This window comes from Streptomyces sp. NPDC111516 (genome assembly GCF_055635345.1).
In genome coordinates, this window is sequence record NZ_JBVKBV010000024.1 from 44,022 (window position 1) to 66,268 (window position 22,247).

General features: G+C 69.6%; 21 protein-coding genes and 3 pseudogenes. 11 read left to right on the forward strand and 13 right to left on the reverse strand.

Going from position 1 to position 22,247, the window contains the following annotated elements; all coding sequences use genetic code 11:
• Window positions 1-115 precede the first annotated feature (115 nt).
• The gene (locus tag ACZ7L9_RS31415) at window positions 116-691 is read left to right on the forward strand and encodes a TetR/AcrR family transcriptional regulator (RefSeq protein ID WP_471420538.1); all 576 of its coding nucleotides are present in this window, start codon (window positions 116-118) and stop codon (window positions 689-691) included.
• Between the two features lie 44 nt (window positions 692-735).
• On the forward strand, window positions 736-1,233 hold the full coding sequence (locus ACZ7L9_RS31420) for a MarR family winged helix-turn-helix transcriptional regulator (protein ID WP_471420539.1): 498 nt from the start codon (window positions 736-738) through the stop codon (window positions 1,231-1,233).
• Window positions 1,234-1,383: 150 nt separating this feature from the next.
• Here the strand turns inward: ACZ7L9_RS31420 and ACZ7L9_RS31425 are convergent.
• Window positions 1,384-2,106, reverse strand: a pseudogene (locus ACZ7L9_RS31425) (Mut7-C RNAse domain-containing protein); the annotation flags it as partial.
• A 62-nt stretch (window positions 2,107-2,168) separates the two neighbouring features.
• The gene (locus tag ACZ7L9_RS31430) at window positions 2,169-2,873 is read right to left on the reverse strand and encodes an NAD(P)H-binding protein (RefSeq protein WP_471420540.1); all 705 of its coding nucleotides are present in this window, start codon (window positions 2,871-2,873) and stop codon (window positions 2,169-2,171) included.
• A gap of 299 nt (window positions 2,874-3,172) precedes the next feature.
• Between ACZ7L9_RS31430 and ACZ7L9_RS31435 the strand changes: the two genes are divergently transcribed.
• Window positions 3,173-3,610, forward strand: a complete 438-nt coding sequence (locus tag ACZ7L9_RS31435; protein ID WP_471420541.1) for a GNAT family N-acetyltransferase — start codon at window positions 3,173-3,175, stop codon at window positions 3,608-3,610.
• 2 nt (window positions 3,611-3,612) lie between these two features.
• On the opposite strand, the gene ACZ7L9_RS31440 is transcribed toward ACZ7L9_RS31435, so the two are convergent.
• Both ACZ7L9_RS31440 and ACZ7L9_RS31445 read right to left on the reverse strand, forming a co-directional pair.
• Window positions 3,613-4,149 carry a GNAT family N-acetyltransferase gene (locus tag ACZ7L9_RS31440; protein ID WP_471420543.1) on the reverse strand — a complete coding sequence of 179 codons (537 nt, stop codon included), beginning with the start codon at window positions 4,147-4,149 and terminating at the stop codon, window positions 3,613-3,615.
• A gap of 39 nt (window positions 4,150-4,188) precedes the next feature.
• The gene (locus ACZ7L9_RS31445; RefSeq protein ID WP_471420545.1) at window positions 4,189-5,022 is read right to left on the reverse strand and encodes a DUF6597 domain-containing transcriptional factor; all 834 of its coding nucleotides are present in this window, start codon (window positions 5,020-5,022) and stop codon (window positions 4,189-4,191) included.
• Between the two features lie 90 nt (window positions 5,023-5,112).
• On the opposite strand from ACZ7L9_RS31445, the gene ACZ7L9_RS31450 reads away from it, so the two are divergent.
• Window positions 5,113-5,685 (forward strand): TIGR03086 family metal-binding protein, encoded by a 573-nt coding sequence (locus ACZ7L9_RS31450; RefSeq protein WP_471420546.1) that lies wholly within the window; start codon window positions 5,113-5,115, stop codon window positions 5,683-5,685.
• Window positions 5,686-5,759: 74 nt separating this feature from the next.
• Here ACZ7L9_RS31450 and ACZ7L9_RS31455 read toward each other — a convergent pair whose 3' ends face one another.
• Together ACZ7L9_RS31455 and ACZ7L9_RS31460 are read right to left on the reverse strand one after the other, a co-directional pair.
• On the reverse strand, window positions 5,760-6,668 hold the full coding sequence (locus ACZ7L9_RS31455; RefSeq protein WP_471420548.1) for a universal stress protein: 909 nt from the start codon (window positions 6,666-6,668) through the stop codon (window positions 5,760-5,762).
• A 28-nt stretch (window positions 6,669-6,696) separates the two neighbouring features.
• Entirely contained in the window at window positions 6,697-7,698 is a 1,002-nt protein-coding gene (locus ACZ7L9_RS31460) for an Acg family FMN-binding oxidoreductase (RefSeq protein WP_471420549.1), read from the reverse strand.
• A 327-nt stretch (window positions 7,699-8,025) separates the two neighbouring features.
• Here ACZ7L9_RS31460 and ACZ7L9_RS31465 point away from each other — a divergent pair, with 327 nt between their 5' ends.
• Window positions 8,026-8,787 carry an HAD family hydrolase gene (locus ACZ7L9_RS31465; protein WP_471420551.1) on the forward strand — a complete coding sequence of 254 codons (762 nt, stop codon included), beginning with the start codon at window positions 8,026-8,028 and terminating at the stop codon, window positions 8,785-8,787.
• The gene (locus tag ACZ7L9_RS31470; RefSeq protein WP_471420553.1) at window positions 8,787-11,387 is read left to right on the forward strand and encodes a glycoside hydrolase family 65 protein; all 2,601 of its coding nucleotides are present in this window, start codon (window positions 8,787-8,789) and stop codon (window positions 11,385-11,387) included. Before ACZ7L9_RS31465 ends, ACZ7L9_RS31470 begins: the two co-directional genes overlap by 1 nt.
• On the opposite strand, the pseudogene ACZ7L9_RS31475 reads toward ACZ7L9_RS31470, so the two are convergent.
• A pseudogene (locus ACZ7L9_RS31475) lies at window positions 11,371-12,024 on the reverse strand (TetR/AcrR family transcriptional regulator); the annotation flags it as partial. The gene ACZ7L9_RS31470 and the pseudogene ACZ7L9_RS31475 sit on opposite strands and share 17 nt — an antisense overlap.
• A gap of 121 nt (window positions 12,025-12,145) precedes the next feature.
• Here ACZ7L9_RS31475 and ACZ7L9_RS31480 point away from each other — a divergent pair.
• Window positions 12,146-12,706, forward strand: a complete 561-nt coding sequence (locus ACZ7L9_RS31480) for an NAD(P)H-dependent oxidoreductase (RefSeq protein WP_471420555.1) — start codon at window positions 12,146-12,148, stop codon at window positions 12,704-12,706.
• A gap of 137 nt (window positions 12,707-12,843) precedes the next feature.
• Window positions 12,844-13,065, forward strand: a pseudogene (locus tag ACZ7L9_RS31485) (ATP-binding protein); the annotation flags it as partial.
• A 69-nt stretch (window positions 13,066-13,134) separates the two neighbouring features.
• Here the strand turns inward: ACZ7L9_RS31485 and ACZ7L9_RS31490 are convergent.
• The 6 genes from ACZ7L9_RS31490 to ACZ7L9_RS31515 all read right to left on the reverse strand — a co-directional run bounded on the left by ACZ7L9_RS31490 (window position 13,135) and on the right by ACZ7L9_RS31515 (window position 18,269).
• Window positions 13,135-13,503: a DoxX family protein gene (locus ACZ7L9_RS31490; RefSeq protein ID WP_471420557.1), complete on the reverse strand. Its 369-nt coding sequence runs from the start codon at window positions 13,501-13,503 to the stop codon at window positions 13,135-13,137.
• Window positions 13,500-14,096 (reverse strand): TetR/AcrR family transcriptional regulator, encoded by a 597-nt coding sequence (locus tag ACZ7L9_RS31495; protein ID WP_471420559.1) that lies wholly within the window; start codon window positions 14,094-14,096, stop codon window positions 13,500-13,502. The genes ACZ7L9_RS31490 and ACZ7L9_RS31495 overlap by 4 nt, the downstream gene beginning before the upstream one ends.
• Before the next feature lie 364 nt (window positions 14,097-14,460).
• Complete coding sequence (locus ACZ7L9_RS31500) at window positions 14,461-15,135, reverse strand: class I SAM-dependent methyltransferase (RefSeq protein ID WP_471420560.1); 675 nt, start codon at window positions 15,133-15,135, stop codon at window positions 14,461-14,463.
• A 56-nt stretch (window positions 15,136-15,191) separates the two neighbouring features.
• On the reverse strand, window positions 15,192-15,767 hold the full coding sequence (locus tag ACZ7L9_RS31505) for a GNAT family N-acetyltransferase (protein WP_471420561.1): 576 nt from the start codon (window positions 15,765-15,767) through the stop codon (window positions 15,192-15,194).
• Window positions 15,768-16,346: 579 nt separating this feature from the next.
• Window positions 16,347-17,024 carry a GAP family protein gene (locus ACZ7L9_RS31510; protein ID WP_471420563.1) on the reverse strand — a complete coding sequence of 226 codons (678 nt, stop codon included), beginning with the start codon at window positions 17,022-17,024 and terminating at the stop codon, window positions 16,347-16,349.
• A 654-nt stretch (window positions 17,025-17,678) separates the two neighbouring features.
• On the reverse strand, window positions 17,679-18,269 hold the full coding sequence (locus ACZ7L9_RS31515; protein ID WP_471420565.1) for a hypothetical protein: 591 nt from the start codon (window positions 18,267-18,269) through the stop codon (window positions 17,679-17,681).
• A gap of 326 nt (window positions 18,270-18,595) precedes the next feature.
• On the opposite strand from ACZ7L9_RS31515, the gene hemL reads away from it, so the two are divergent.
• The 3 genes from hemL (at window position 18,596) to ACZ7L9_RS31530 (ending at window position 22,217) form a co-directional block, all read left to right on the forward strand.
• A complete protein-coding gene (gene hemL / locus ACZ7L9_RS31520; RefSeq protein WP_471420653.1) occupies window positions 18,596-19,903 on the forward strand; it encodes a glutamate-1-semialdehyde 2,1-aminomutase in 1,308 nt (435 codons plus the stop codon).
• A complete protein-coding gene (locus tag ACZ7L9_RS31525; RefSeq protein ID WP_471420566.1) occupies window positions 19,900-20,592 on the forward strand; it encodes a histidine phosphatase family protein in 693 nt (230 codons plus the stop codon). The genes hemL and ACZ7L9_RS31525 overlap by 4 nt, the downstream gene beginning before the upstream one ends.
• A 371-nt stretch (window positions 20,593-20,963) precedes the next feature.
• Window positions 20,964-22,217 carry a polysaccharide deacetylase family protein gene (locus ACZ7L9_RS31530; RefSeq protein ID WP_471420568.1) on the forward strand — a complete coding sequence of 418 codons (1,254 nt, stop codon included), beginning with the start codon at window positions 20,964-20,966 and terminating at the stop codon, window positions 22,215-22,217.
• The last annotated feature ends 30 nt before the right edge of the window (window positions 22,218-22,247 follow it).

The following is a 22,247-nucleotide window of genomic DNA, read 5'->3' on the forward strand; positions in this document are numbered from 1 at the left end:
GTCAGCTGTCACCTTCGTGCCAATTCGTTGCCAACAACCGTTGGTCAACGCTTGTTGGCAACGGTAACTCTGCCGTGACTGGCAAGTCAACACTTGTTGGCCTACAGTTGTTGGCATGGAGTCGAAGCCCGCTACCGCCCCCCGCCGCTCGGACACCACCAAGGCCGCGATTCTCGAAGCCGCGCGCGAACGGTTCGCTGCCGACGGGTACGAGCGCGCCACCATCCGGGCCATCGCCCGTGACGCGAACATCGACCCGTCGATGGTGATGCGCTACTACGGCAACAAGGAGGGGCTGTTCGCCGCCGCGTCCGTGATCGACCTGCGGATGCCCGAGCTGGGCGCGATACCGGGCAAACACATCGGCGCTGCCCTCGTCGCGCACTTCCTGGACCGCTGGGAGGGTGACGACGTGCTCACGGGCCTGCTCAGAGTCGGTGTCACCAACGACGCCGGAGCCGAGCGGATGAGGGAGGTCTTCGCCGAACAGCTCGGCCCGATAGCGGCCGGCGTCTGCCCCGACCAGGCCGACGCTCCGCGCCGTGCGGCTCTCGTCGCCTCGCAGATCCTGGGGATGGCACTCGCGCGCCATGTCCTGCGCATCGAACCCGCCGTCTCGATGCCGCGCGAGGAGGTGATCGCCTGGCTCGCGCCCACCGTTCAGCGCTACCTGACCGCCGAGCGGCCGTAGAGCAAGGTGATCGGTCGGCAGTGACTGCTTCGTACACTTTCTGCATGCCGCAGAAATCCCGGGAGCATCGCAGTGCGCTGATGGCCGAGCTGACCGTCGAGTCGCGCCGCTACATGGCCGCGTATGCCCTTTTCAACCAGGCCGTAGCGGACCACTTGCGGCTTCACCCGACCGATCTGCAGTGCCTCAACCTCCTAGGACTGGAGACCGGGCCGGTCACGACGGGCCGTATCGCGGAACTGACCGGGCTCACCACGGGATCGGCGACCCGGCTCGTCGACCGGCTGGAGCGGGGCGGTTACGTGACGCGCGAGCGTGACACGGTCGACCGGCGGCGCGTGCTCGTCACGACCGTCCGGGAGCGGATGGTGGAGATCGGTGCGGTGTGGGAGCGGCTGAGCGGCGCGTGGGCGGCGATGTTCGAGGCGTGCGACGATGACGAGGTGGCGCTGCTCATCGCCCATATGCGGCGGACTGTTGAGCTGAGCGCACGACAGGTCGCAGCGTTGCGGGAAGGCGGCCCGCCAGTCTTCGGACCCTGAGGCTCCTGAGGCTCCTGAGGCTCCTGAGGTTCCTGAGGTTCGTGGGGTTTCTTGGGCTCTCAGGGCTCCGGGGTCGAAGGTGGACGGGCCTGGTGGACCCTGTCGTGGCCGTTCTCCTGGGCGTTGTCCGGGGAGTCGTCCGGGGGGAGTGGGCGCGAAGTCGTGGAGCGCCTTCGTGACGATCGCGTCCAGGTGGGTGTGGTGGGCGCCCCGCCAGTAGACCCGGTCGCACTCCGTGCACTGCGCGAAGATGTCGTACGAGCGCCGGGTGCCGTGCTCCAGCCGGCCGCTGACGGACTCCTTGTCGGCAGCCTTCAGCGGGCCGTTGCAGGCGGTGCACCTGGTCCAGGGTGCCAGATGCGGGGCGAAACGTTCCAGCACGTCCCGCAGTTGGTCCTCCGGGCGGTCGCTGTAGACATACGCCCCGGCCCAGATCTCCCGCCGGTGCAGCAGCCCGCGGTCCCGGGAGAGCAGTACGCGGCGCTCGTCCGCGGACCGGGCGGCCAGTGCGGCATCGCCGATGTCCTCGCTCTCGTACGCCGCGTCGACACCCAGCAGCCGAAGCCGCCGGGCGAGCGTTCCGAGGTGGACGTCGAGCAGGAACCTCAGGGGCGCGCCCGGGATGCGCTGGGGGCGTTCCACGGCGCCCACCTGGACCAGTTCGCCCGCCCCCGGGATGTGGGAGACGGATACGGGCCTGCCGTCGACCAGAAGCTGCCCGGCCTCGGTGAGCGGGATGCCGAGCGACTCCACGACATGGCCGAGGGTGGACGCGCCGTCGGTGGTCACGGTCGAGCGTCCCCGGCGGCGTTCATGGGCGACGAAGAGCCGCAGCTCGGGGGCGACTTCGAGGTGGATCTCCGGTCCGTTCACCTCGTCAGGATGTCATCGGGTGGGGTCCGTCGGCGAGGGCTTTCTGTCCAGGCATGTGCGGCTCAGGGGCGGAAGGCGGCCGCGTGTTCCTCGGCCCAGGTGGCGAACGTGCGGGCCGGGTGGCCGGTCAGTTTCTCCGTATCGCCGGTCACCTCGGCCGGGGAGCCGTCCGTGGCCGCCGCGTAGGCGAGCAGTGCCTCGGCGATCGGCCCGGGAACGAAAGGGGCCACGGACTCCTTCCAGGCCGCCCCGGTCACGGCGTTGACGGTGATGGGGCGCCCGGATGCTGCCGCCAGGACGCCGACCTGTTCTGCGGCGGTGAGCGATTCGGGGCCGGTCAGGTGGTACGCCGCGCCCTGCAGCAAGGGGTCGGTGAGAACGGCGCGGGCGGCCTCGGCGATGTCCGTCCCATGGACGGGGCTGGTGTGGCTGTGGGGGTGGGGGAGGTCGACCGAGCCGTGGGTCCGTACCGACTCCGCCCACTGGTACGCGTTGCTCGCGAAGGCGCCCGGGCGGAGCAGCGTCGTGGTGAGGGGCGAGGCCGTCAGGGCCTGCTCCACCGCGTGGTGGGAGGCGGCGATCGGGTTGGCGTGGGCATCCGGGGCGAGAACCGAGCTGGAGGACAACAGCACGATGTGACTCACCCCGGCGGTCTCGGCCGCGGAGAGAAAGGCCTCGACGCGGGACGCGTCGGCGTAGAGGAAGACGGACGCAACCCCGTCGAGAGCGGTCGCGAAGGTGGCGGGATCGCCCAGATCGCAGGCCACGACCGGTACGCCGACGGGCAGCGGTGAGCTGTTCGGGGTTGCGTGAGGCGGCGCGTACGGCGTGGCCGTCCCGGTGCAGAAGCGAGACGAGCGTGGCGCCGATGCGGCCGCGGCATCCGGTGACGAGCGTGAGCATGGGGGTCTCCTCCGGGTCTTGCTCGGAGCGTTCATCCGGGCGTTCATCTGCTCCGAGGCGTGACTGTGTTGCACATAAACTGTGTGACGCAGATAAATATCCTGGAGAAGGGATTCGCCCGTCAATCGTTTTCGGGAGTGCCTCGCGCGCCTACAGTTCCCGCATGAAGATCCTCGACCTCGAACCCGGTGATGCCCGACTGGTCGCCGACCTGCTTCCCGTGCTGCGTGAACTCCGCCCGCACCTCACCGAGGACCTCTTCCGGGAGGTGTGCGAGCAGGGGTACGCGCAAGGGCTGCGGTTCAGCGCTGCCTATGACGACGAGGGCGTCTGCGTGGGCGCGGCCGGCTGGCGCGTCGTCCACAACACCAGCCGGATCCGGATGCTGTACGTCGACGATCTGGTGACCGCCGAAGGGTCCCGTTCCACCGGTGTCGGCCGTCGGCTCCTCAGGCACCTCGAAGGGCGGGCCAGGGCTGCGGGCTGCCTGCACCTCAACCTGGATTCGGGCACGCAGCGCACCGACGCCCACCGCTTCTATCTGCGGGAGCGGTTGAGTATCGGCGCGTTCAATTTCGACAAGGCCCTCGATCTGGACTGAGGTCAGCCCTCCTCGTCCGGGGTGAGGTCCAGCCGCCAGTCGTTCGTGAGCAGCGCATGGCCGGGTGGGTACTCGAAGTCGCACGGGCCGATCAGGGTGAAGCCTGCCTTGCGGCACACCGCGTTCGACGCGCCGTTGTCGACCGACGGATAGGCGTGCAGATAGCGATGCCTGTGCTCGGCGCGGGCCTGCTCGGCCACGGCTGTCGTCGCGGCCGTCGCGATGCCCAGACCCTGGTATCCAGGGAGGACGGCCCACCCCGTCTCGTACACCTCTCGGCCCTGCCAGGTCCGCTCCCAGAAGCCGATCGTGCCCACGGCTTCGTCCCCGCCGGCCAGGGCGATGCGGAACATCCTGCCCCGGCCCGTCCGGTCCGCACTCATCTCCACATAGCGCTCGTGACGCGCTATGAGCTGTTCCTCCGATTCGGGACCGCCCAGATGGTCCATCAACTCCGGTGCGTTTGCACGGCGGAGCAGCTCCAGGTCGGTCTCTGACCAGGGCTCGATCAGTACGGAAGACGAAGCGGCGCGTTCCATGCCAAAACTGTAGGACGGGGCACTGACAGCGGGGCAGGGTCAGCGTGGGCCGAACGCCGTCGGGGGGACGCCGACCGTTGCCGTGAAGTCCCTGACCAGGTGGGCCTGGTCGCTGTATCCCAGTTCCGCCGCGAGTGCCGCCCAGTCCACCTTCGGATCCGACTCGGCCCGCTCCAGCGCCTCATGGATGCGGTAGCGGAGGATGACCCACTTGGGGCCGATTCCGATGTACGTGGCGAAGAGCCGTTGGAGCGAGCGCGACGACAGCCCCTCGATGCGCGCGAGTTCGTCGACGCGGCGCACCGTGCGATCCGTACGGACCAGGTCGACCAGGGCCATCGCACGCTCGGCCTGCGGGTCCGGTTCCGGGCCGAGCGCCAGCAGGTATGTGTCGAGCGCCGCCACCCGCGCGTCCTCGTCCGCCGGGTCCAGCACGGCCGACGGCGGGACGGGCGGGGTGAACACCTCGTCCGCGGGAAGCCGCCGCCCCGTCCACGCGGAGACCGGCCGGCCCGGTGCGAACGGGCGGAATCCGCCGGGCCGGAACTGCACCCCGCAGACCCGTCCCCGCCCCTCCAGCTTCTGCGTGAAGAGCTTCAGGCCGATGCCCGAGACCTCGGCGAACCCGGCGTCGTGGTGGACCTCAACGGTCCGGGACCCGCCCCCGGTCCCGTACCGCTGGAAGACCAGGTTCACGGACGGGTGCGGCACCAGGTGGGAGGCGTAGGGCTCCGGCAGATCCCAGTCGATGAGCCAGTAGTGCTCCAGGTACGACCGCAGTCCGGGGTGGGGTTCGCGACGGCGGAAACGTACCTGCGCGAAGAGTTCGGGGGCGTCGACGATGCCCCGGGTGTCGCGTCGCGGACCTGACATGGCCGCGATCCTACGGTGGGCACGGAACTCCGTGGGAGCGATGTCGCGTTTCTTCAAGCGCCCGGCCGCCCCGGCGCGCAAGGTCGAAGGATGGAGAAAATCAGCGAGTTGCTGGAAACGGCCGCCGGACGGGTCGTTCCCGTGCTGGCCGGGATCGACGACAACAGGCTGGGGGACCCCACGCCGTGCGCGAAGTACGACGTACGCGCCCTGATCAACCACCTCTTCCAAGTGGTCGTCAACTTCCAGGCCCTGGCGGCCAGGAAGGAGGCCGATTTCGGTGAGGTGCCGGACGCCGTCACAGGGGAGTGGCGGGCGCGTTTCGGCGAGGAGACGGCCAAGCTGGTGGCGGCCTGGGCCGTGCCCGGGGCCGACGAGGGCACCGCGGGGGCCATGGGGCTCCCGGCCAGGACCGTCGGGAACATGGTGCTGGGCGATCTGACCGTTCACGCCTGGGACCTTGCGCGGGCCACCGGCCAGGAGTTCGTACCGGACGAGTCCGTGTTGAACGAGATCGGTCCGGGGCTGGCCGCGATGGCGCCGATGGCCCGGGAGGCGAAGGTGTTCGGTGAGCCGCACCCCGTACCGGAAGGGGCCGGCCCCTTCGAGCAGGTGCTGGCGCTGACCGGCCGGGACCCGGGCTGGCGTCCGCCCGGCACGTGATGCGAATCGGGGACACGCGCCGGGCCGGCATTCGCCCGGCGCGTGGCGCCGGGGGTCGGAGAGTGTGCGTCGGCTCAGTCCGTATCGGGCTCGGGCTCGGGGCGGTGGTACGCATCGGGGACGACGGCGACCGGGCAGGGCGCGTAGTGCAGCATCGCGTGGTTCACCTGGCCCAGGTGGGTGCCGTGCCATCCGCTGGGCCGCCGCGCGCCGACGACCAGCAGTTCGGCACCCTTGGCGGCCTCGATCAATTCCTGGTGCACCGGCCCCTGCACCACCGACCTGTGGATGGTGACGTCCGGGGCACCGGTCCGGTCCAGCCCTGCCAGTACCTCTTCGAGGTGCTCCTCGGCCTGCCGGTGATGCGCGGAGGCCGGGGAACCCGAGATGAGCGGGTGGACCAGCGCGTGGTGGGTGGGGCGGCGCCAGGCCCGTACGGCGACCAGTTCGCCGTGGCGCGAAGCGGCCTGGGCGAGGGCGAAGACGGCGGCCGCCGACGGTTCTGCGGCGTCGCTGATCCCGAGGACGACGCGGCCGGACTGCGGCGGGGTGTCCGGTGTCCTCGCCGGGATCACCACGACCGGGCAGCGGGACCGGCCGGCGAGCGCAAGGCTGACGGACCCCAGGAGCATCCCGGCGATCCGGCCCCGGCCGCGCGAGCCGAGGACGACCATGGCCGCCTCGTGGCTCTCCCTGACGAGTGCGGCCACCGGGTCCTCGGGTTCCACGGAGGCCGCCACGGCCACCTCGGGCCCGAGCCGCTGGGCGCGTTCACGGGCGGTGGCGACGAGATGCTCGGCGAGGGCCTTTTCGGTGGGACGCTCGCTGTCGGAGGCGGGGTGCATGCCCTCGTAGCGTTCCCACAGCGAGGCGTGGACGACGCGCAGGGGGTGCTGCGAGCGGGCCGCTTCCGCCGCTGCCCAGTCCAGGGCGCGGAGACTGCCCTCTGATCCGTCCACTCCGACGACTACGGGGAGCAGCATCGCTCCCACCGCCTTCCGTACGGATGTTCTACGGTTCGATGGTCAGTACCTGGTCCAGGGGGCGGCGCGGCGTGCGCGGTCCTCCGGGCCCGTATCCCAGGCGGACGATCATCTGGGCCTGTCCCGTGCCGAAGACCGGGTCGCGCAGCAGCCATCGCAGGTCCGGCCATTCGATGGGCTGGGTCGAGAACGAGGTGGACACCTGGTCGAGCGTGGCGGTGAGCAGGACGCGCTCCAGGGCCTGACCGGCGCGCAGCCAGTCCGTGGGGCGGTCGCCCGGGGTGGTCAGCAGGGCCAGTTGCGGACGCTTCTCGAACGGAACGCGTGGCCGGCCCGGGAGTACGCCGGTTCCCGCGAAGTCGCGGGTGGTCGCCCGTCCGGAGGCGTCGCGGGGGCCGAAGGCGTAGTCGGGGATTCCGTCGACGGGCGCGTCGGTCTTCGTGTCCCGGGTCCAGTGCTCCTGCTCCGCCTCCCGTGCCGGGTCCCCGCGGTCGTACCCCTCGGCGTCCCGGATCAGTTCGAGCACGGTCTCCAGATGCGGCGAGGCCAGGAACGTGAAGTCCGCGCCCTCGACACGGGCCGCTTCGGCCAGGCGGGCGCGGACGTCCTCGGGGATCGGTTGCTCGTCGAACGGGTAGCGGCTGGTGTGCCGGTCCGGAATCGCGGGGTGGAGAGCGGCGAGCGCTTCGTCCTCGGGCTTCCGCGGGGCGTCCGGGCGGCCGCCGAACCGGACGGTGGCCAGCACGGCCGGGGCCGACGGTTCGGGCAGCAGCGCGGTGACCGTCTCCAGGCCGTGGTGGGCGGCGGACACCCGCAGATTCAGCAGGGCCGCGCCGCAGCCCACGTGCAGTGCACGGGTGGCGGGGTCGGCCTCCGGCAGCGCACGGCGGAGATCCGCCAGGAGCGTGAGGGTCCGGCCGGCGCGCGTGTAGCGGAACTGCCAGGGCTGGGCGTTGTGCATGGAGGGGGCGGCGGTGGCATCGGCGACGAGGCCGGTCAGCGTCGTGTCGTCGGGTGGCTGGCTGAGCATCGGGACCCCCGGGAGATCGGGAACGGTCGATGTCTCTCCAGCATGGAACAGATCTCGGCCCGGTGGGATGGGCCGTTCGTCCCGCCGAAGGCTCCGGACGGCCCTCGCGTCCCGTACCGCCGCCGCGACCGCGCAGCGTACAAAGCCGTTGCGGCTCGTGCGAGCCCATGCAGACACGCAGCCGATTCTTTGCGGCGCGTCGCAGAGCCGGGACCAGCAAATCTCAGGACCGCCGGGACCGCTGGGACGTCGTACGGAGCCACGCCGCGCCCCTGCGCCGGAACCGTGATGCCATGAAAGGAGCCCCTGACGAAGGGACCCCCGATCGTGGCAGCCGCACTGTCCCCGGCACCGTGCCTGCGTTCCGTGCGGGCCGTGGTCTTCGACACGGACGGAGTGATCACCGACTCCGCCCGGGGCCACGCCGCAGCCTGGAAGAAGGCGTTCGACGCCTGTCTGTCGGCCGTCGGGGGACAGCGGCCGTTCGACGCCGTCGACGACTACCTGCGGCACGTCGACGGCCGCTCGCGGAGGGACGGTGCGGCGGCGTTCCTGGCATCGAGGGGGCTGGACCTCCCCGAAGGCAGCCCCGACGACCCGCCCGGAACCGCGACCGTGTGGGCGATCGCGGCCCGCAAGGACGAGCTGTTCACGCAGAGCCTGCGTACCGACCCGGTCGACGTCTGGCCCGGCACGGTCCGCCTCCTCGACGTGCTGCGCGGCGAACGGATGCCGTGCGCCGCCGTATCCGCGTCCCGGCACGCGACGGAACTGCTGTCGCGGGCCGGCCTCATCGACCGGTTCGACGCCGTGGTCGACGGGAACGAGGCACATCGGCTGCGGCTGCCGGGAAAGCCGGACCCCGCGCTCTTCGTCGAAGCGGCGAGGCGCCTGCGGATCCCGGTCCGGGACACGGCCGTGGTGGAGGACGCGCTGGCCGGGGTCGAGGCCGGGCGCCGAGGCGGCTTCGGACTCGTGGTCGGCGTGGACCGTACGGGCGGCCCCACCAGCGCCGCGGAACTGCGCGGCCACGGTGCCGACCTCGTGGTGTCCGATCCGGGGGACCTGCTGACGGCCGGTGACGACTGATGCCGTCGGCCTGGACCTGGTCGTACGAGGGATACGACCCGCGGGAGGAACGGCTGAGGGAGGCGCTGTGCGCGCTCGGCAACGGGTACTTCGCCACCCGCGGAGCCGCATCCGAAACACCTGTGACACCTGTGACACCTGTGCCACATATGACACTTGAGACGTCGTCCGAGGCGTGGCCGCACTACCCCGGCACCTACGTGGCGGGCTGCTACAACCGGCTGACCTCCACGGTCCGGGGCCGCCGGGTCGAGAACGAGGACCTGGTCAACCTCCCGAACTGGCTGCCGCTGCACTACCGCATCCGCCCTGCCGGTACCGCCCCGGGACCGTGGCTCACCCCGGACCACGAACACCTCGTGGAACACGGCCAGTCACTCGATCTGCTCGGCGGCACGCTCACCCGTCGATCCGTCTACGAGGACGAGGCGGGCCGGCGGCTGCACGTGGAGCAGTGCCGTCTGGTGCACATGGGCGATCCGCATCTCGCCGCCCTGCACACGGTGTTCCGGGCGGAGGGGTGGGCGGGCGTGATCGAGGTGGAGGCGGGGATCGACGGCGGCGTCCGCAACTCCGGCGTCGCGCGGTACCGGGATCTGTCGAACCAGCACCTCACCGGCTGGGTGACCGGCGCGGACGAGGACGGTGTGGTGTCGCTGAAGTGCCGCACGGTGGAGTCGGACATCGGTGTCGCGCTGGCGGCCCGCACGCTGGCGGTGTACGGCGGTGAACCCGGCCCCGACGCCGGCCCCGGCCTGCGACCCGATTTGCACCCTCGCCCCCGGCAGACGGAGAAGGCGGTCTTCCAACGGCTGGTGCTGCCGCTGAGCCCGGACTCCGGTACCGCCGTCGCCGTCGACAAGACGGTGGCCCTCCACACCACCCGCGACCGCGCGATCGGCAGCCCGCTGCGGGCAGCCGTGGCCGCGGTGCGAAGGGCCCCGGACTTCGCGCAGCTGCTGTCCTCGCACCGGCAGGCCTGGGCCGACCTGTGGGGGCAGGTCCGGCTGGACGTCCCGGGCGAAGCGGGACGCGTTCTCCGGCTGCACCTCTTCCACGTACTGCAGACGCTCTCCCCGCACACCGCCGAACTCGATGTCGGCGTACCGGCCAGAGGGCTGCACGGCGAGGCGTACCGTGGCCATGTCTTCTGGGACGAGCTGTTCGTACTGCCGTTCCTGAATCTGCATCTCCCGGAAGTCTCCCGGGGCCTTCTCGACTACCGCTACCGGCGTCTGCCCGCGGCCTGCCGAGCGGCGCGCGAGGCCGGCCGGGCGGGGGCGATGTATCCCTGGCAGAGCGCCGGCAACGGACGCGAGGAGACCCAGGAACTCCATCTCAACCCGCACTCGGGGCGCTGGCTGCCCGACCGCTCCCGGCTGCAGCACCATGTCGGCTCGGCCGTCGCGTACAACGTGTGGCAGTACTGCCAGGCCACCGGGGACACGGAGTACCTGTACTCCAGGGGTGCGGAGATGCTGCTCCAGATCGCCAGGTTCTGGGCGGACAGCGCCGCATGGGACCGGTCCCTGGCCCGGTATCGCATCCGCGGTGTCGTCGGGCCGGACGAGTACCACGACGCCTATCCGGGAACGGAGGCGGCAGGCCTCGACGACAACACGTACACGAACGTGACAGCGGCCTGGGTTCTGGCACGTTCGACGGAGCTGTACTGGGCCCTGCCCGAGACGCGGCGTCGGCAGCTGTGCGACCGGATGCGTCTCGATTCCACCGAACCGGAACGCTGGGAGGACATCTCCCACCGGCTGCATGTGCCGTATCACCGGGGCGTCATCAGCCAGTTCGCCGGTTACGGGGAGCTGGAGGAGCTCGACTGGGAGGCGTACCGGAGGCGGTACGGGGACATCCGGCGGCTGGACCGGATCCTGGAGGCGGAGGGCGACACGGTCAACCGCTACCAGGCGTCCAAGCAGGCCGATGTGCTGATGCTCGGCTACCTCTTCTCACCGGAAGAACTCGCGGGCCTCTTCCGGCGGCTCGGGTACCCGCTGGACGAGGACGCGTGGCGAGCCACCGTCGACTACTACCTCGCGCGTACGAGCCACGGCTCCACGCTCAGCTCCCTGGTCCATGCCTGGGTGCTGGCCCGGGTGCGCCGCGAGGCGGCGTGGAAGTACTGCGAGGAGGCCCTGACCGGGGACGTGGCCGATATCCAGGGCGGCACAACCGAAGAAGGCATCCACCTGGCGGCGATGGCGGGCACCCTCGACTTCGTACAGCGCGGAATGACGGGACTGGAGACCCGCGACGACGCACTGTGGCTCGCGCCGGCCACGCTGCCGCAGCTTTCGAAATTCGGGGTGCGGATCCGGTTCCGCCGCCACTGGGACGTGGACCTGCGCCTCCGTTCCCAGCGGCTCCGGATCGCCGTACCGGACTCGCACCACCCGGCCGTCCGGGTCGTCCTGGGAGGCCACACCCATGTGATCACACCCGGTACGGCCCGATGGCTCGATCTGCCCCCGACCCGGCACAGCCCTCCGCCGCCGGGCCCTCAGCTGCCCGGCCCCTGGCCGCCCGGTCACGCGAGTCCGCACAGTCCACCCGGTCCGACGGCCGGGTCGCCCCGAGCCGTGTGACCAGGTGGTGCCAGCCTTCCTCCAGGCGCTCCAGCGGTATGCCGCGCTCCTGCGTGAGGTGGTGGACGAGAGCGGTGTCGATGGACGCGAGCAGGGTGTGCGCGAGCAGTTCCGGGTCGCCCGCCACCTGCGCCCCACGCAGCAGCATCGCGATGTGGCTGAGCCGCAGGCGGCTCGCCGGGACGGTGTAGGTGCGCAGCGGGTCGGTCCGGCCGGCCAGGATCAGGGGGTGGTGATCGCGTTCGTGGCGCAGGACTGCGGGCCCGAAGGCGTGCAGCCGCTCTGCCGCGGGGGCGTCGGGGCCCAGGGGCGGCGGACCTGAGAGGAAGGCGGCCTGGAACTGCACCTCCCGGTGGTCCAGGAGCGCGATCAGGAGCCCGGCACGGTCACCGAAGCGCCGGAAGACGGTGCCTTTGCCGACCCCAGCGGCGGCAGCCACCGACTCCATGGTCAGGTTCGCCGCTCCGCACTGGGTCATCAGCCGGGAGGCCGCGTCCAGCAGGCGGGTGCGATTGCGTGCGGCGTCCGCACGTAGCTGCGGCGGTTCATCGGTCGGGGCGAGAGGGAGACTCGTCCGACTCGCCCGTGCCTCGCCGGGGACGGACGGTCTGAGCGGCGGGGTATCGGAACCGGTCATGGACTCAGAGTAGCCCCCGGAAGGGAAAAGTGGACCGCGGTCCGGTTAAGTGGTACAAATTTCAACGGACCGTGGTCCGCTTGAAGACCGTTCCGAAGTCTCCGCCCTCTGGGAGTTCCTCATGTCTGTACGCATCCTCGCGCTCGTCGGCAGCCTCCGCTCCGGCTCGCACAACCGCCAGCTCGCCGAAGCCGCCGCCAAGCACGCCCCCGAGGGCGTCGACATCCAGCTGTACGAGGGCCTGGCCGACGTGCCCTTCTACAACGAGGACACCGACGTCGAGGCAGGCGTCCCGGCCGCTGCCGTCGAGCTGCGCGAGGCGGCCGGCCGGGCCGACGCCTTCCTGCTGTTCTCGCCCGAGTACAACGGCACCATGCCGGCCGTCCTGAAGAACGCCATCGACTGGCTGTCCCGCCCGTTCGGCGCCGGCGCCATTTCCGGCAAGCCGGTCGCCGTGGTCGGCACCGCCTTCGGCCAGTACGGCGGCGTGTGGGCGCAGGACGATGCCCGTAAGTCCGCCGGGATCGCGGGCGGTGTGGTCCTGGAGGACGTCAAGCTGTCCATCCCCGGCTCCGTGACGCGCTTCGCCGACACCCACCCCGCCGATGACGCCGAAGTCGTCACCGCGCTCACCGAGGTCATTCGCCAGGTGACCGAGCAGGCCGCGCCCGCCGCTGCCTGACCCCGCCTCGTACGGCGGCGGCCCGCCGAGGATGCCGCGCCGCCGCCGTACGAAGCCGTACCGCGCAGGTGCCGGACACCCGACGACACCCCTTGCGCCACCCAGGTGCTGAGGGCACGACCGCATGAGCCGCAGCAAAGGGCGCCAAGCTGCTGTTCCAGATCTTCACGGAGCGGGCGGAACGCAAGGCCACGGCGGCCGCGACGAACTCACCGTTCGGTGAGTGGGAGAAGACGTTCGGCGACCGCCGGCTCTGCGCGGCCATCGCTGACCGCCTCACCTTCCGCGGCACTCTGCTCCAGACCGGCACCGAGTCCTACCGACTCCAGGCCACCTGCGACGAACGCGAAAACCGCTGATGGAGGGCCCCTGTGACGTCGCGCCCAGGGCGATCCCGACACTGTCACAACGACAGCGCCCGTGGTGAGTCACAGCCGCACGAAGCTCACCATGAGCACAGCCAGGGACAGCAGTAGCATGCCCAGGCAGTTGACCCAGAACGCGGAGTTCAAGGCTCGCGCGCGAATGTGGGATGCGGCGGCCGCCAGGAAGTAGACAACGATCGCAGCAGTGGTCGTCATGGCGACGCCGGGCGCCCAGAGCCCGACGACGAGCCCCACTACGGAGGCTGCCTTAAGGGTGATCAGCACCCACCACCAGTCGCGCGGGAACCGTACGCCGTCCAGGCAGTCGACGATGAATCTCGGTGGACGGAGCATCATTGCGGCGTCGCCCGCCTGTATCCCGAGCAGGATCAGGATTGGCCAGACGGGAGACGGGAGTTCAGAGAGGTTCATCGATCATCCTCTTCGTATACGGTGACGAATTCGGCGGTGCGCCGGATCCCGGTTGCCGTCTGCTGCCGGTCGGTGGATCCCGCGGCAAGCAGCATCAGCTCACCCAGGTAGCTGGTGAACATCACCTGCGCACCGTGCCGGGCGCGGGGGTCGGGTATTCCCGCCTTCACCATCGCGGCGGTGAGATTGTCCTCGGTCAGCGTGCGCAGCCTGCCGAGGGCCGCGTTCTCGGGTTGACCTCGGGTCAGGGTCCGGAAGTACGAGCGCGCGAGTTCGTCGTTCTCGGCGAACAAATCGAGGAACGGGTCGAAGTAATGGGCCAGGTAGTCGACCGCGGAGGCTGCGGACTCCGCCGCCGGTGGCGCGGGGATGCGGGCGGCGATGGCTTGGTCGTAGACAAGGCTCAACAGAGACTCCTTGTCCCCCACTGCCATGACGGCACCCACGGAAACACCCGCCTCCGCCGCGATCTGCCGCACCGTTGTGCCCTGGAAGCCACGCTCCTGGAAGAGTCTTTCGGCGGCCTCGATGATGCGGGTGGTGGTCCGCCGTTTTCGTTCGGCGCGAGTTGCCTGAACGTGTTCAGTGAACATGTTCAGAAGATAGTCGGCGCGGCTGCACCGACGCAATGGTGTCGGTGCAGCACGGTTTCAGAACGGAGGCCAGGGGCCGGGACGAACGCGGCGACGGCAGCACGGGGTGGTTCACGAAAGGCCTACTGTGCTGCCCCACGACGCTTTGTGGTCGGTGCCTGAACTACGGATCCGGGCCTACCGCACGGACTTCCGGAGGATCTTCACCACCGGCGCCGTCTTGGGCAGCATGCCGCCGCGCATCGCCCAGCTGGTCCTGGGCCACCGACGTTGAATATCCATGACGCTCGAACGGGCGGTGAGCCCTGATCACGAGTCGACGCCTGGAGCCTGACGGCTTCCCCGTCCGGCAGGCTGTATGCGGTCATGCGTTCGTCTGGGCAGACCCTGCCTCGGATTTGCGGGCGAGCAGGTGAATCTCCTTGAACTGCCGCCGGTCGGTGGGCTGGGGCTCGCGGACCATCCGGGCCACCTCGGCCAAACCGGCCGTGTGCAACATCGCGGCGAGGTGATCCGGCGACCACCGGTAGGCCGGCGCGACTGTGTGATCGAAGACCTGCGTCGAGTGAGACGGATCATCGCTGGCCGAAAAGCCGACCAGAATGTGGCCACCAGGTGCCAGTACACGGTGGAACTCCGCCAGGATGACGGGAAGTTCCGGCGGCGGAGTGTGGATGACGGACCAACGTGAAAGTACGCCTCCCAGCACGCCGTCAGCGATGTTCAACGCGGCCATCGAGCCCACGTCGAACCGCAGGCCCGGGTAAGTCTGTCGAGCCGACTCGATCATCGCGGGAGAGGCATCAACGCCGAACGCCGCCAGCCCCAACTCATCCAGGTAAGCGGTGATATGGCCAGGCCCACACCCCAGATCTGCGACCTGACCGTCCCCACTCGCACTTACGACCTCGGCGAAGGCACTCAAAATCGCGCGGTCCAAAGGCCTGTCACGCAGCTCGTCGCGGAACAGCTGCCCGTACAGGGGTGCAGCGGCGTCGTAGGCCTCGCGGGTGACGCTGAGGGCATCGTGTTCGATCACGCTCACGACCGTAGTCCCCGGCGCTGAGGCGAGCCAGAGAATCACGATCTCCCCGTTCAAGCCGGGAGCGAGTCCCCTCCAGCGTTCCCATGGCACCAGGTATGCAGCGCCACCTGGCGACCCTTGGTCATGCGCATGAGGGGCTCGTCGTCGGTGAGCCGGAAACCTGCTGTCCGGGCGACGGCCGCACTCGGCGAGTTCTCTGCTTCGATACGCAGCAGTACTCGCCTGGCGCCGAGTCGGCGGGAGGCATAATCCGTTACCACCTTCACGGCGCGGGAAGCCAAGCCTTGGCGCCGGTATTGCCTGCCGATGACGTAGGCAAGCTCAACGTCCCGCGGGTCGAGATCGCATCGGAAGAGGAGGATCTCCCCTCGCGGCTGTTTACCATCGGTAGTGATCGCCAACTGCGCTTTACGGCCTTCTTTGCGGGCTTGGAGAGCCTTGGCCAGGCACTCACGGGCCGCCTCGGCGTCGAACGTCGAAGGCACCGGAGTCCAACGGGCAATATCCGGGTCGTCGTAGAGCTCGGCCAACGCTGACGGGTCGTGATCGGTCCACTCCCGCAGTTGTATCCCATCCCCTGCAAGCCGAATATCTGCAGGTAAGACGACCTCACTGCGACTGGGCATGCGCCACATCTTGCCTTGCCCGAGAGACGAACTCCAGAGGGACAGGACTTTCCCAGGCGGTGCTACCCCACCCGCCGCCATGCCATGGCGTGGCCGACTGACGGCCTTCCGCCTACCTGCGCCATCCGCTTTAGGAGTGGGATCGAATCCTTGCTCACGCATCGCGCACGCATGAAGCCCGTGTCAGGAGGGCGAAAGCGCAGTTGGCGGCCCAGGCCGCCTTAGAGGAGCTCACAAAATGGGCGTCCGGCTCGCGACGCCTGGCACGCACGCTCGCTGCGTTGCCGAAACGCCCTAGTAGCTCCGCTACAAGGACCTTCCAGCGCCTTGCGATCGCACGCACCAGACGCCGCGAGCTGATCGGACTCCCATTTTGTGAGCTCCTCTTACTCAGAGGCAGATGCGTGGACGCCTCGGTACCGAGGGCCAACCCGAATGACGCTTCCCGAGACCGCGGAGCGGGCCGGCGCCCGTGCCGTGCGCACTACGGCGCCGTGATCACTCGCGCCAAAGCCGCTCCGCGGCGACCCCTTGTTGCGCGTCTGTGATCGGATCCACCGCCGCGCGTGGGTGGTCCTGTCAGGAGGTGAGGATGGAAATGCCGTCTCCGAGCACTTTCAATCCGAGAACGAAGAACAGGACGGCCATCACGACGACATGGTGCTGGGCTGCCCAGTCTTTCCAATTGCCGAGCGTGGTTTTGGCTCGCTCTCCCCCGAGCAGGAAAACTCCCAGCGGGGCCAGCAGGCCGAGGGTGGCGATCAGGACGAAGATCGCCAGCGATGCGATCTGCTGCCCGACCGGCAGACCGGCTGAGCCGATCGCGGCGCTCGCGGCGATGGTCAGCGGCGCGTTCTTGGCGTTGAGCGCGGCCAGGGCCGTTCCGAGTCCGAAGACCTTGACCGGGGTGAGGCGGTCGATCGCGCCCATCCACTTCGGCAACTCGGCTTGCGAGGGATCCGCCGGGCGCCGGTGCCACTGCCGGGCGCCGAAGAGGACGAGGAGCACGCCGAGGGCGAGTTTGAGAGCTCCCACCCAGGTGGCCGGGTGGTTGTGGGCGGAGGCGCCTGTGGGGGAGGCGATCGCCAGCATCACCGCGCCCAGTACCGAGAGTCCCAGGATCCAGCCGACGGTGAAGAGGAGTCCGTTGAGACGTCCTCGAGGCGTGGCGAGGATGAGGATGATGGCGATGATCGGGAGCGGGCTGACCGCGACGCCGGCCGCAAGCCCCAGCACGTCACCGAGAACTTTGCCCATGGTTGCCTCCGGATGGGAGTCAGGTCGGCGATCCAGTTGGGCGAGGCGTGGCGGAAGTCGGCGCCCTTGACCGCACGGGCGGCGCGACGGGCTGATCTGCGATCGGCTGCGCCGTTGTTTTCAGGGCCGCGCGGACGTGATTGCCCGGGAGGGTGACGACGTTGTACTCGGCACGTCGTCATTCCATCTTCCTGCGTCTGGCCGGATCTGTCCTCGGGAGCCTGTCCGGGGGCAGGGCCCCCGGCATGTGCCTTCCCGCACCCGCGTTTCTGCCTTCCCCGACGCGGCGCGGAGGCCATCGGCCAGTGAAGTGATCAGGCGGGTGCCCCGAGTGCTCGCATCGCTCAGGGATGAAGATGCGAGGCAGCGCATCCGTGGTGAGGATGAAGAGGTGAGGGCGATGGCGCCCCACGTCGTTCGTCGGAGGGGTCTTCGGATGAACAGGTAGTGCCCCCCGGAAGACGGCATGCACGCCCTTTGGCACGCGTATGCCTCCGTGCTCCTGGACGCGGGGGACGACGGCTACTCGGCCGCCGCGCAGGGCGCATCAGTGCCCCGAGCGAAACCAATGTGCCCAGGCCGCCTGACCGCCCTTCCCGGCACATGACGAGGGCGGGGTTCGAAGCCCCCGCCCGGAACCAGAGAAACCCCGGCTCAGGGCCACACCAGGCAGTACGCCTGATGCCCCGCGTCGTGCAGGCGATGGCTGAAATCCTGCCATTCATGCAGCAGTTGGTAGACGTTGAACGCGTCGCGCGGACCGCCCCGGTCCGGGACCGTGGACCAGATGAAGGCTGCCGCGCCCACCGACTCCTCGCCGACGCCGCGCAGCGGGTCGACGACCGTCATCGGAAGCTTGACCACCGCGTAATCGGGGTGGAGTACGACCAGTTCCAGCGGGGGGACCCTGTGCAGGGGGACGCCCTGGATGCCGGTGAGGACCATCGCCGCCACCGTCTCCGGCTTGATCTTGGTGAACATGCCGCCCATGCCCAGTTCGTCGCCCCCGAGCTCCTCGGGGCGCATCGAAATGGGCACGCGTGCGGCGGTGGCCCCGTCGGGGGCACCGAAGTACTTGTAGGTCACCCCCACCCGGCCACCACTCCTGCTTCCGGCTCCGCCACCCTGCGCACCACCGGCCTGTATGCCCTGTCTGCGCTCTGCCTCACGCCGGTGCCGACCCCGCCGGGCAGGCTCGGGCCCCAGGTCGTCGGTCCCTTCGCCCACTCCGCCACCGCGATGCATATCTCATCCACCCGACTACTACTTAGGAGACACGGCCCCCGCCGTGCAACCCGATCATCGTTTCAGTGACCTCCCCCACGGGCGCGCGGTGAAACACCTGTCCGCAAGACCGTCCGGGGCTCGGACACCATGGCTTGTGTGAGCTTTCCCTGTGTCGCCCAGTTTCGCAGACGCGAGGGGGCCGATGCCCGGTCGTCGCGCGACGGATGTGCTCGCCGGGCTTTCGGTGGCCGGAATCTTTCGCGCCCGGCCGTGTACGGGCGCTGTCCTACCCTGGGGAGGTCACTAGCCCCCCGGAGTCGGAGAAGTCGCAGGTCATGACCGAACTGCCCTATCAATATGAAGCCCCAGTTTCGCAGACGCTTTTCGACCGCGCGTCCCTCGTGACGCCCGGCGGCGTCAACTCTCCCGTCCGTGCCTTCCGGGCCGTGGGCGGTACGCCCCGCTTCATGGTGTCCGGTACCGGTCCGTACCTCACCGACGCCGACGGCCGTGAGTATGTCGACCTCGTGTGCTCGTGGGGGCCGATGATCCTCGGCCACTCCCACCCCGAGGTCATCGCCGCGGTCCAGGAGGCGGTCGCCCGCGGCACCTCGTTCGGTACGCCCGGGGAGGGCGAGGTCGCGCTCGCCGAGGAGATCGTGGCCAGGGTCGAACCCGTGGAGCAGGTGCGGCTGGTGTCGTCCGGCACCGAGGCGACCATGTCCGCGATCCGTCTCGCCCGCGGGTTCACGGGCCGGGCCAAGGTGGTGAAGTTCGCCGGCTGCTACCACGGCCACGTCGACGCGCTGCTCGCCGCCGCCGGGTCCGGGGTCGCGACCTTCGGCCTTCCGGACACCCCGGGGGTCACCGGCGCCCAGGCAGGCGACACGATCGTGCTGCCGTACAACGACCTGGACGCCGTGCGGGAGGCGTTCGCCGCGCGGCCCGGCGAGATCGCCTGCGTCATCACCGAGGCATCACCGGGCAACATGGGCGTCGTACCGCCGCTGGACGGTTTCAACGCCGGGCTCAAGGAGATCTGCGCCGCCAACGGTGCGCTCTACATCTCCGACGAGGTCATGACCGGATTCCGTACCTCGAAGGCCGGCTGGTTCGGCGTCGACGGGGTGCGGCCCGACCTGATGACCTTCGGCAAGGTCATGGGCGGCGGCTTCCCGGCCGCGGCCTTCGGCGGGCGCGCGGACGTGATGGCGCACCTCGCCCCGGCCGGCCCCGTCTACCAGGCGGGCACCCTCTCCGGGAACCCGGTCGCCACCGCCGCCGGTCTCGCCCAGCTGCGGCTGCTCGACGACGCGGCGTACGCCAAGGTGGACGCGGTCTCCGCGGAGATCCGCGGCCTGGTCAGCGAGGCGCTCGCCAAGGAAGGCGTGGCACACACCGTGCAGACGGCGAGCAACATGTTCTCCGTCTTCTTCACCGACCGGCCGGTGCGGAACTACGAGGACGCGAAGCAGCAGGAAGCTTTCCGCTTCACCGCCTTCTTCCACTCGCTGCTGTCGCAGGGTGTCTACCTGCCGCCGTCCGCCTTTGAGTCCTGGTTCGTCTCGACGGCCCACGACACGCGTGCCGTCGAGCGCATCGCCGCCGCCCTGCCCGCCGCTGCCCGCGCCGCATCGGAGGCCACCGCATGAGCGGGAACGGAAGCCGCAAGGACATCACCGTCGTCCATCTGATGCGGCACGGAGAGGTGCACAACCCGGAGGGTGTGCTGTACGGGCGCCGCCCCGGCTACCACCTTTCCGAACTGGGCCGGCAGATGGCGGACCGGGTCGCCGAGCACCTGAAGGACCGCGACATCACCCATGTCGTCGCCTCCCCGCTGGAGCGGGCCCAGGAGACCGCCACGCCGATCGCCAAGACGCACGGCCTCGACCTGGCCACCGACGAGCGGCTCATCGAGGCCGCCAACGTCTTCGAGGGCAAGACCTTCGGGGTCGGCGACGGGGCGCTGCGCAAGCCGGACAACTGGAAGCACCTGACGAATCCGTTCCGGCCGTCGTGGGGCGAGCCGTACATCGAGCAGGTCGTACGGATGATGGGCGCCCTGGACGCCGCGCGTGACGCGGCGCGCGGGCACGAGGCGGTGTGTGTCAGCCATCAGCTGCCGATCTGGATCGTGCGGAGCTTCGTGGAGCGGCGGAGGCTGTGGCACGACCCGCGCAAGCGGCAGTGCACGCTCGCGTCGCTGACCAGCTTCACGTACCAGGGCGACAAGATCGTGTCGGTCGGGTACGCGGAGCCGGCGCGGGATCTGGTGCCGGCTCATCTGCGGGCCGGGGCGAAGCCGGTGAAGGGGAATTCGAAGGCGTTCGGCGCGTAGCCGGGCGTCGGTCGACGGGGGCGGAGGCGGGGTGGTGTGCGCCGGGCCCCGCCCCGCGTGTGCGCCGGGCCCCGCCCTCGGCCGCCCGGTCCGCCGGTCTGTCAGGTCGCCCGGTTGCCGTTCTGTCCTCGATCACCGGACGGGCTTGATCTCGCCGCCCGTCCGGCGATCACCCATGCCATCAGCCGAGTGGTCGGCCGAGTGATCAGCGGGCGATCGACTATGTGATAGGTCATGCGTTCGGTCGCGTACGAGGTCTGGTCACGCAATGAAAAATATGCTAATTCGCGGAACCCCCGTGCTGCTTCCCTCATCTAAGCCTTCGCCAGTTTGTATGGACTTAGGCCAAAACGACCGCAGATGGGGAACGCATGCGCGAGATCAGCCGAAGGGGTTTGCTCGGAGCCGGGCTCGGGGCCGCTACCGCGATCGGTCTTGCGGGGTGCAGTACCTCCGGCTCGGGTTCGTCGGGTGCGGGTACCGGGACCGCCGGGGAGAAGGGCGCCGACGGGCACACCCGGGGGACCGGGCCTGCCAAGAAGGACGTCCGGGAGATCGGCGACGGTTCCACCGCGGACACCGGGAAGCAGCCGCACCAGCCCGCCGCGCCGGTTCCGCTCGAACCCGGGCAGACGCCGCCGCAGTTCGTGATCTTTTCCTGGGACGGGGCGGGCGAGGTCGGCAACGGGCTCTTCCCGCGCTTTCTGGAACTCGCCAAGGATCACAACGCGGCGATGACCTTCTTCCTCTCCGGCCTCTATCTGCTGCCCGAGTCGAAGAAGTCCATGTACCGGCCGCCCAACAACCCGGTCGGCGCTTCCGACATCGGATATCTCACCGATGACCACATCAAGCAGACGCTGAAGTACGTCCGGCAGGCCTGGCTCGACGGGCATGAGATCGGCACCCACTTCAACGGGCATTTCTGCGGCGGTTCCGGATCGGTCGCGAACTGGTCGCCCTCCCAGTGGCGGCGCGAAATAGATCAGGCGGTCTCCTTCGTCACCGAATGGCGCACCAACACCGGCTGGACGGACCTCGATCCGCTGCCTTTCGACTACCGCAAGGAACTGATCGGCGGTCGCGCCCCCTGTCTGCTCGGCCAGGACAATCTGCTGCCCACGGCGAGCCGGCTGGGCTGGCGCTACGACGCCAGTTCGCCCGGCGGCATCCAGGTGTGGCCCCGGAAGCGCGGGGGCGTCTGGGACCTGCCGCTGCAGGGCATGCCGTTCCCCGGGCACTCCTTCGAAGTCCTTTCGATGGACTACAACATCCTCGCCAACCAGTCGGTGAATTCGACCAAGGGCATGCCATCGCGTTATCCGGGCTGGCGCGAGCAGGCCACCCAGTCGTATCTCGCCGGTTTCGACCGCGCGTACACGACAAATCGCGCGCCCTTCTACGTCGGAAACCACTTCGAGGAGTGGAACGGCGGCATCTATATGGATGCGGTCGAGGAAGCGCTCAAGAAGATCGCGGGGAAGCCGGATGTGTGGCTCGTCTCCTTCAAGCAGTTCGTCGACTGGCTCGACGTGCAGACCCCGGCGGTGCTCGACAAGCTTCGTACGCTGGGCGTCGGACAGGCGCCCGAAGGTGGCTGGAACGCCTTCTTTAAACAGGCCTGACAACGGGCTTTACGGGCACGGAGGGGGGTG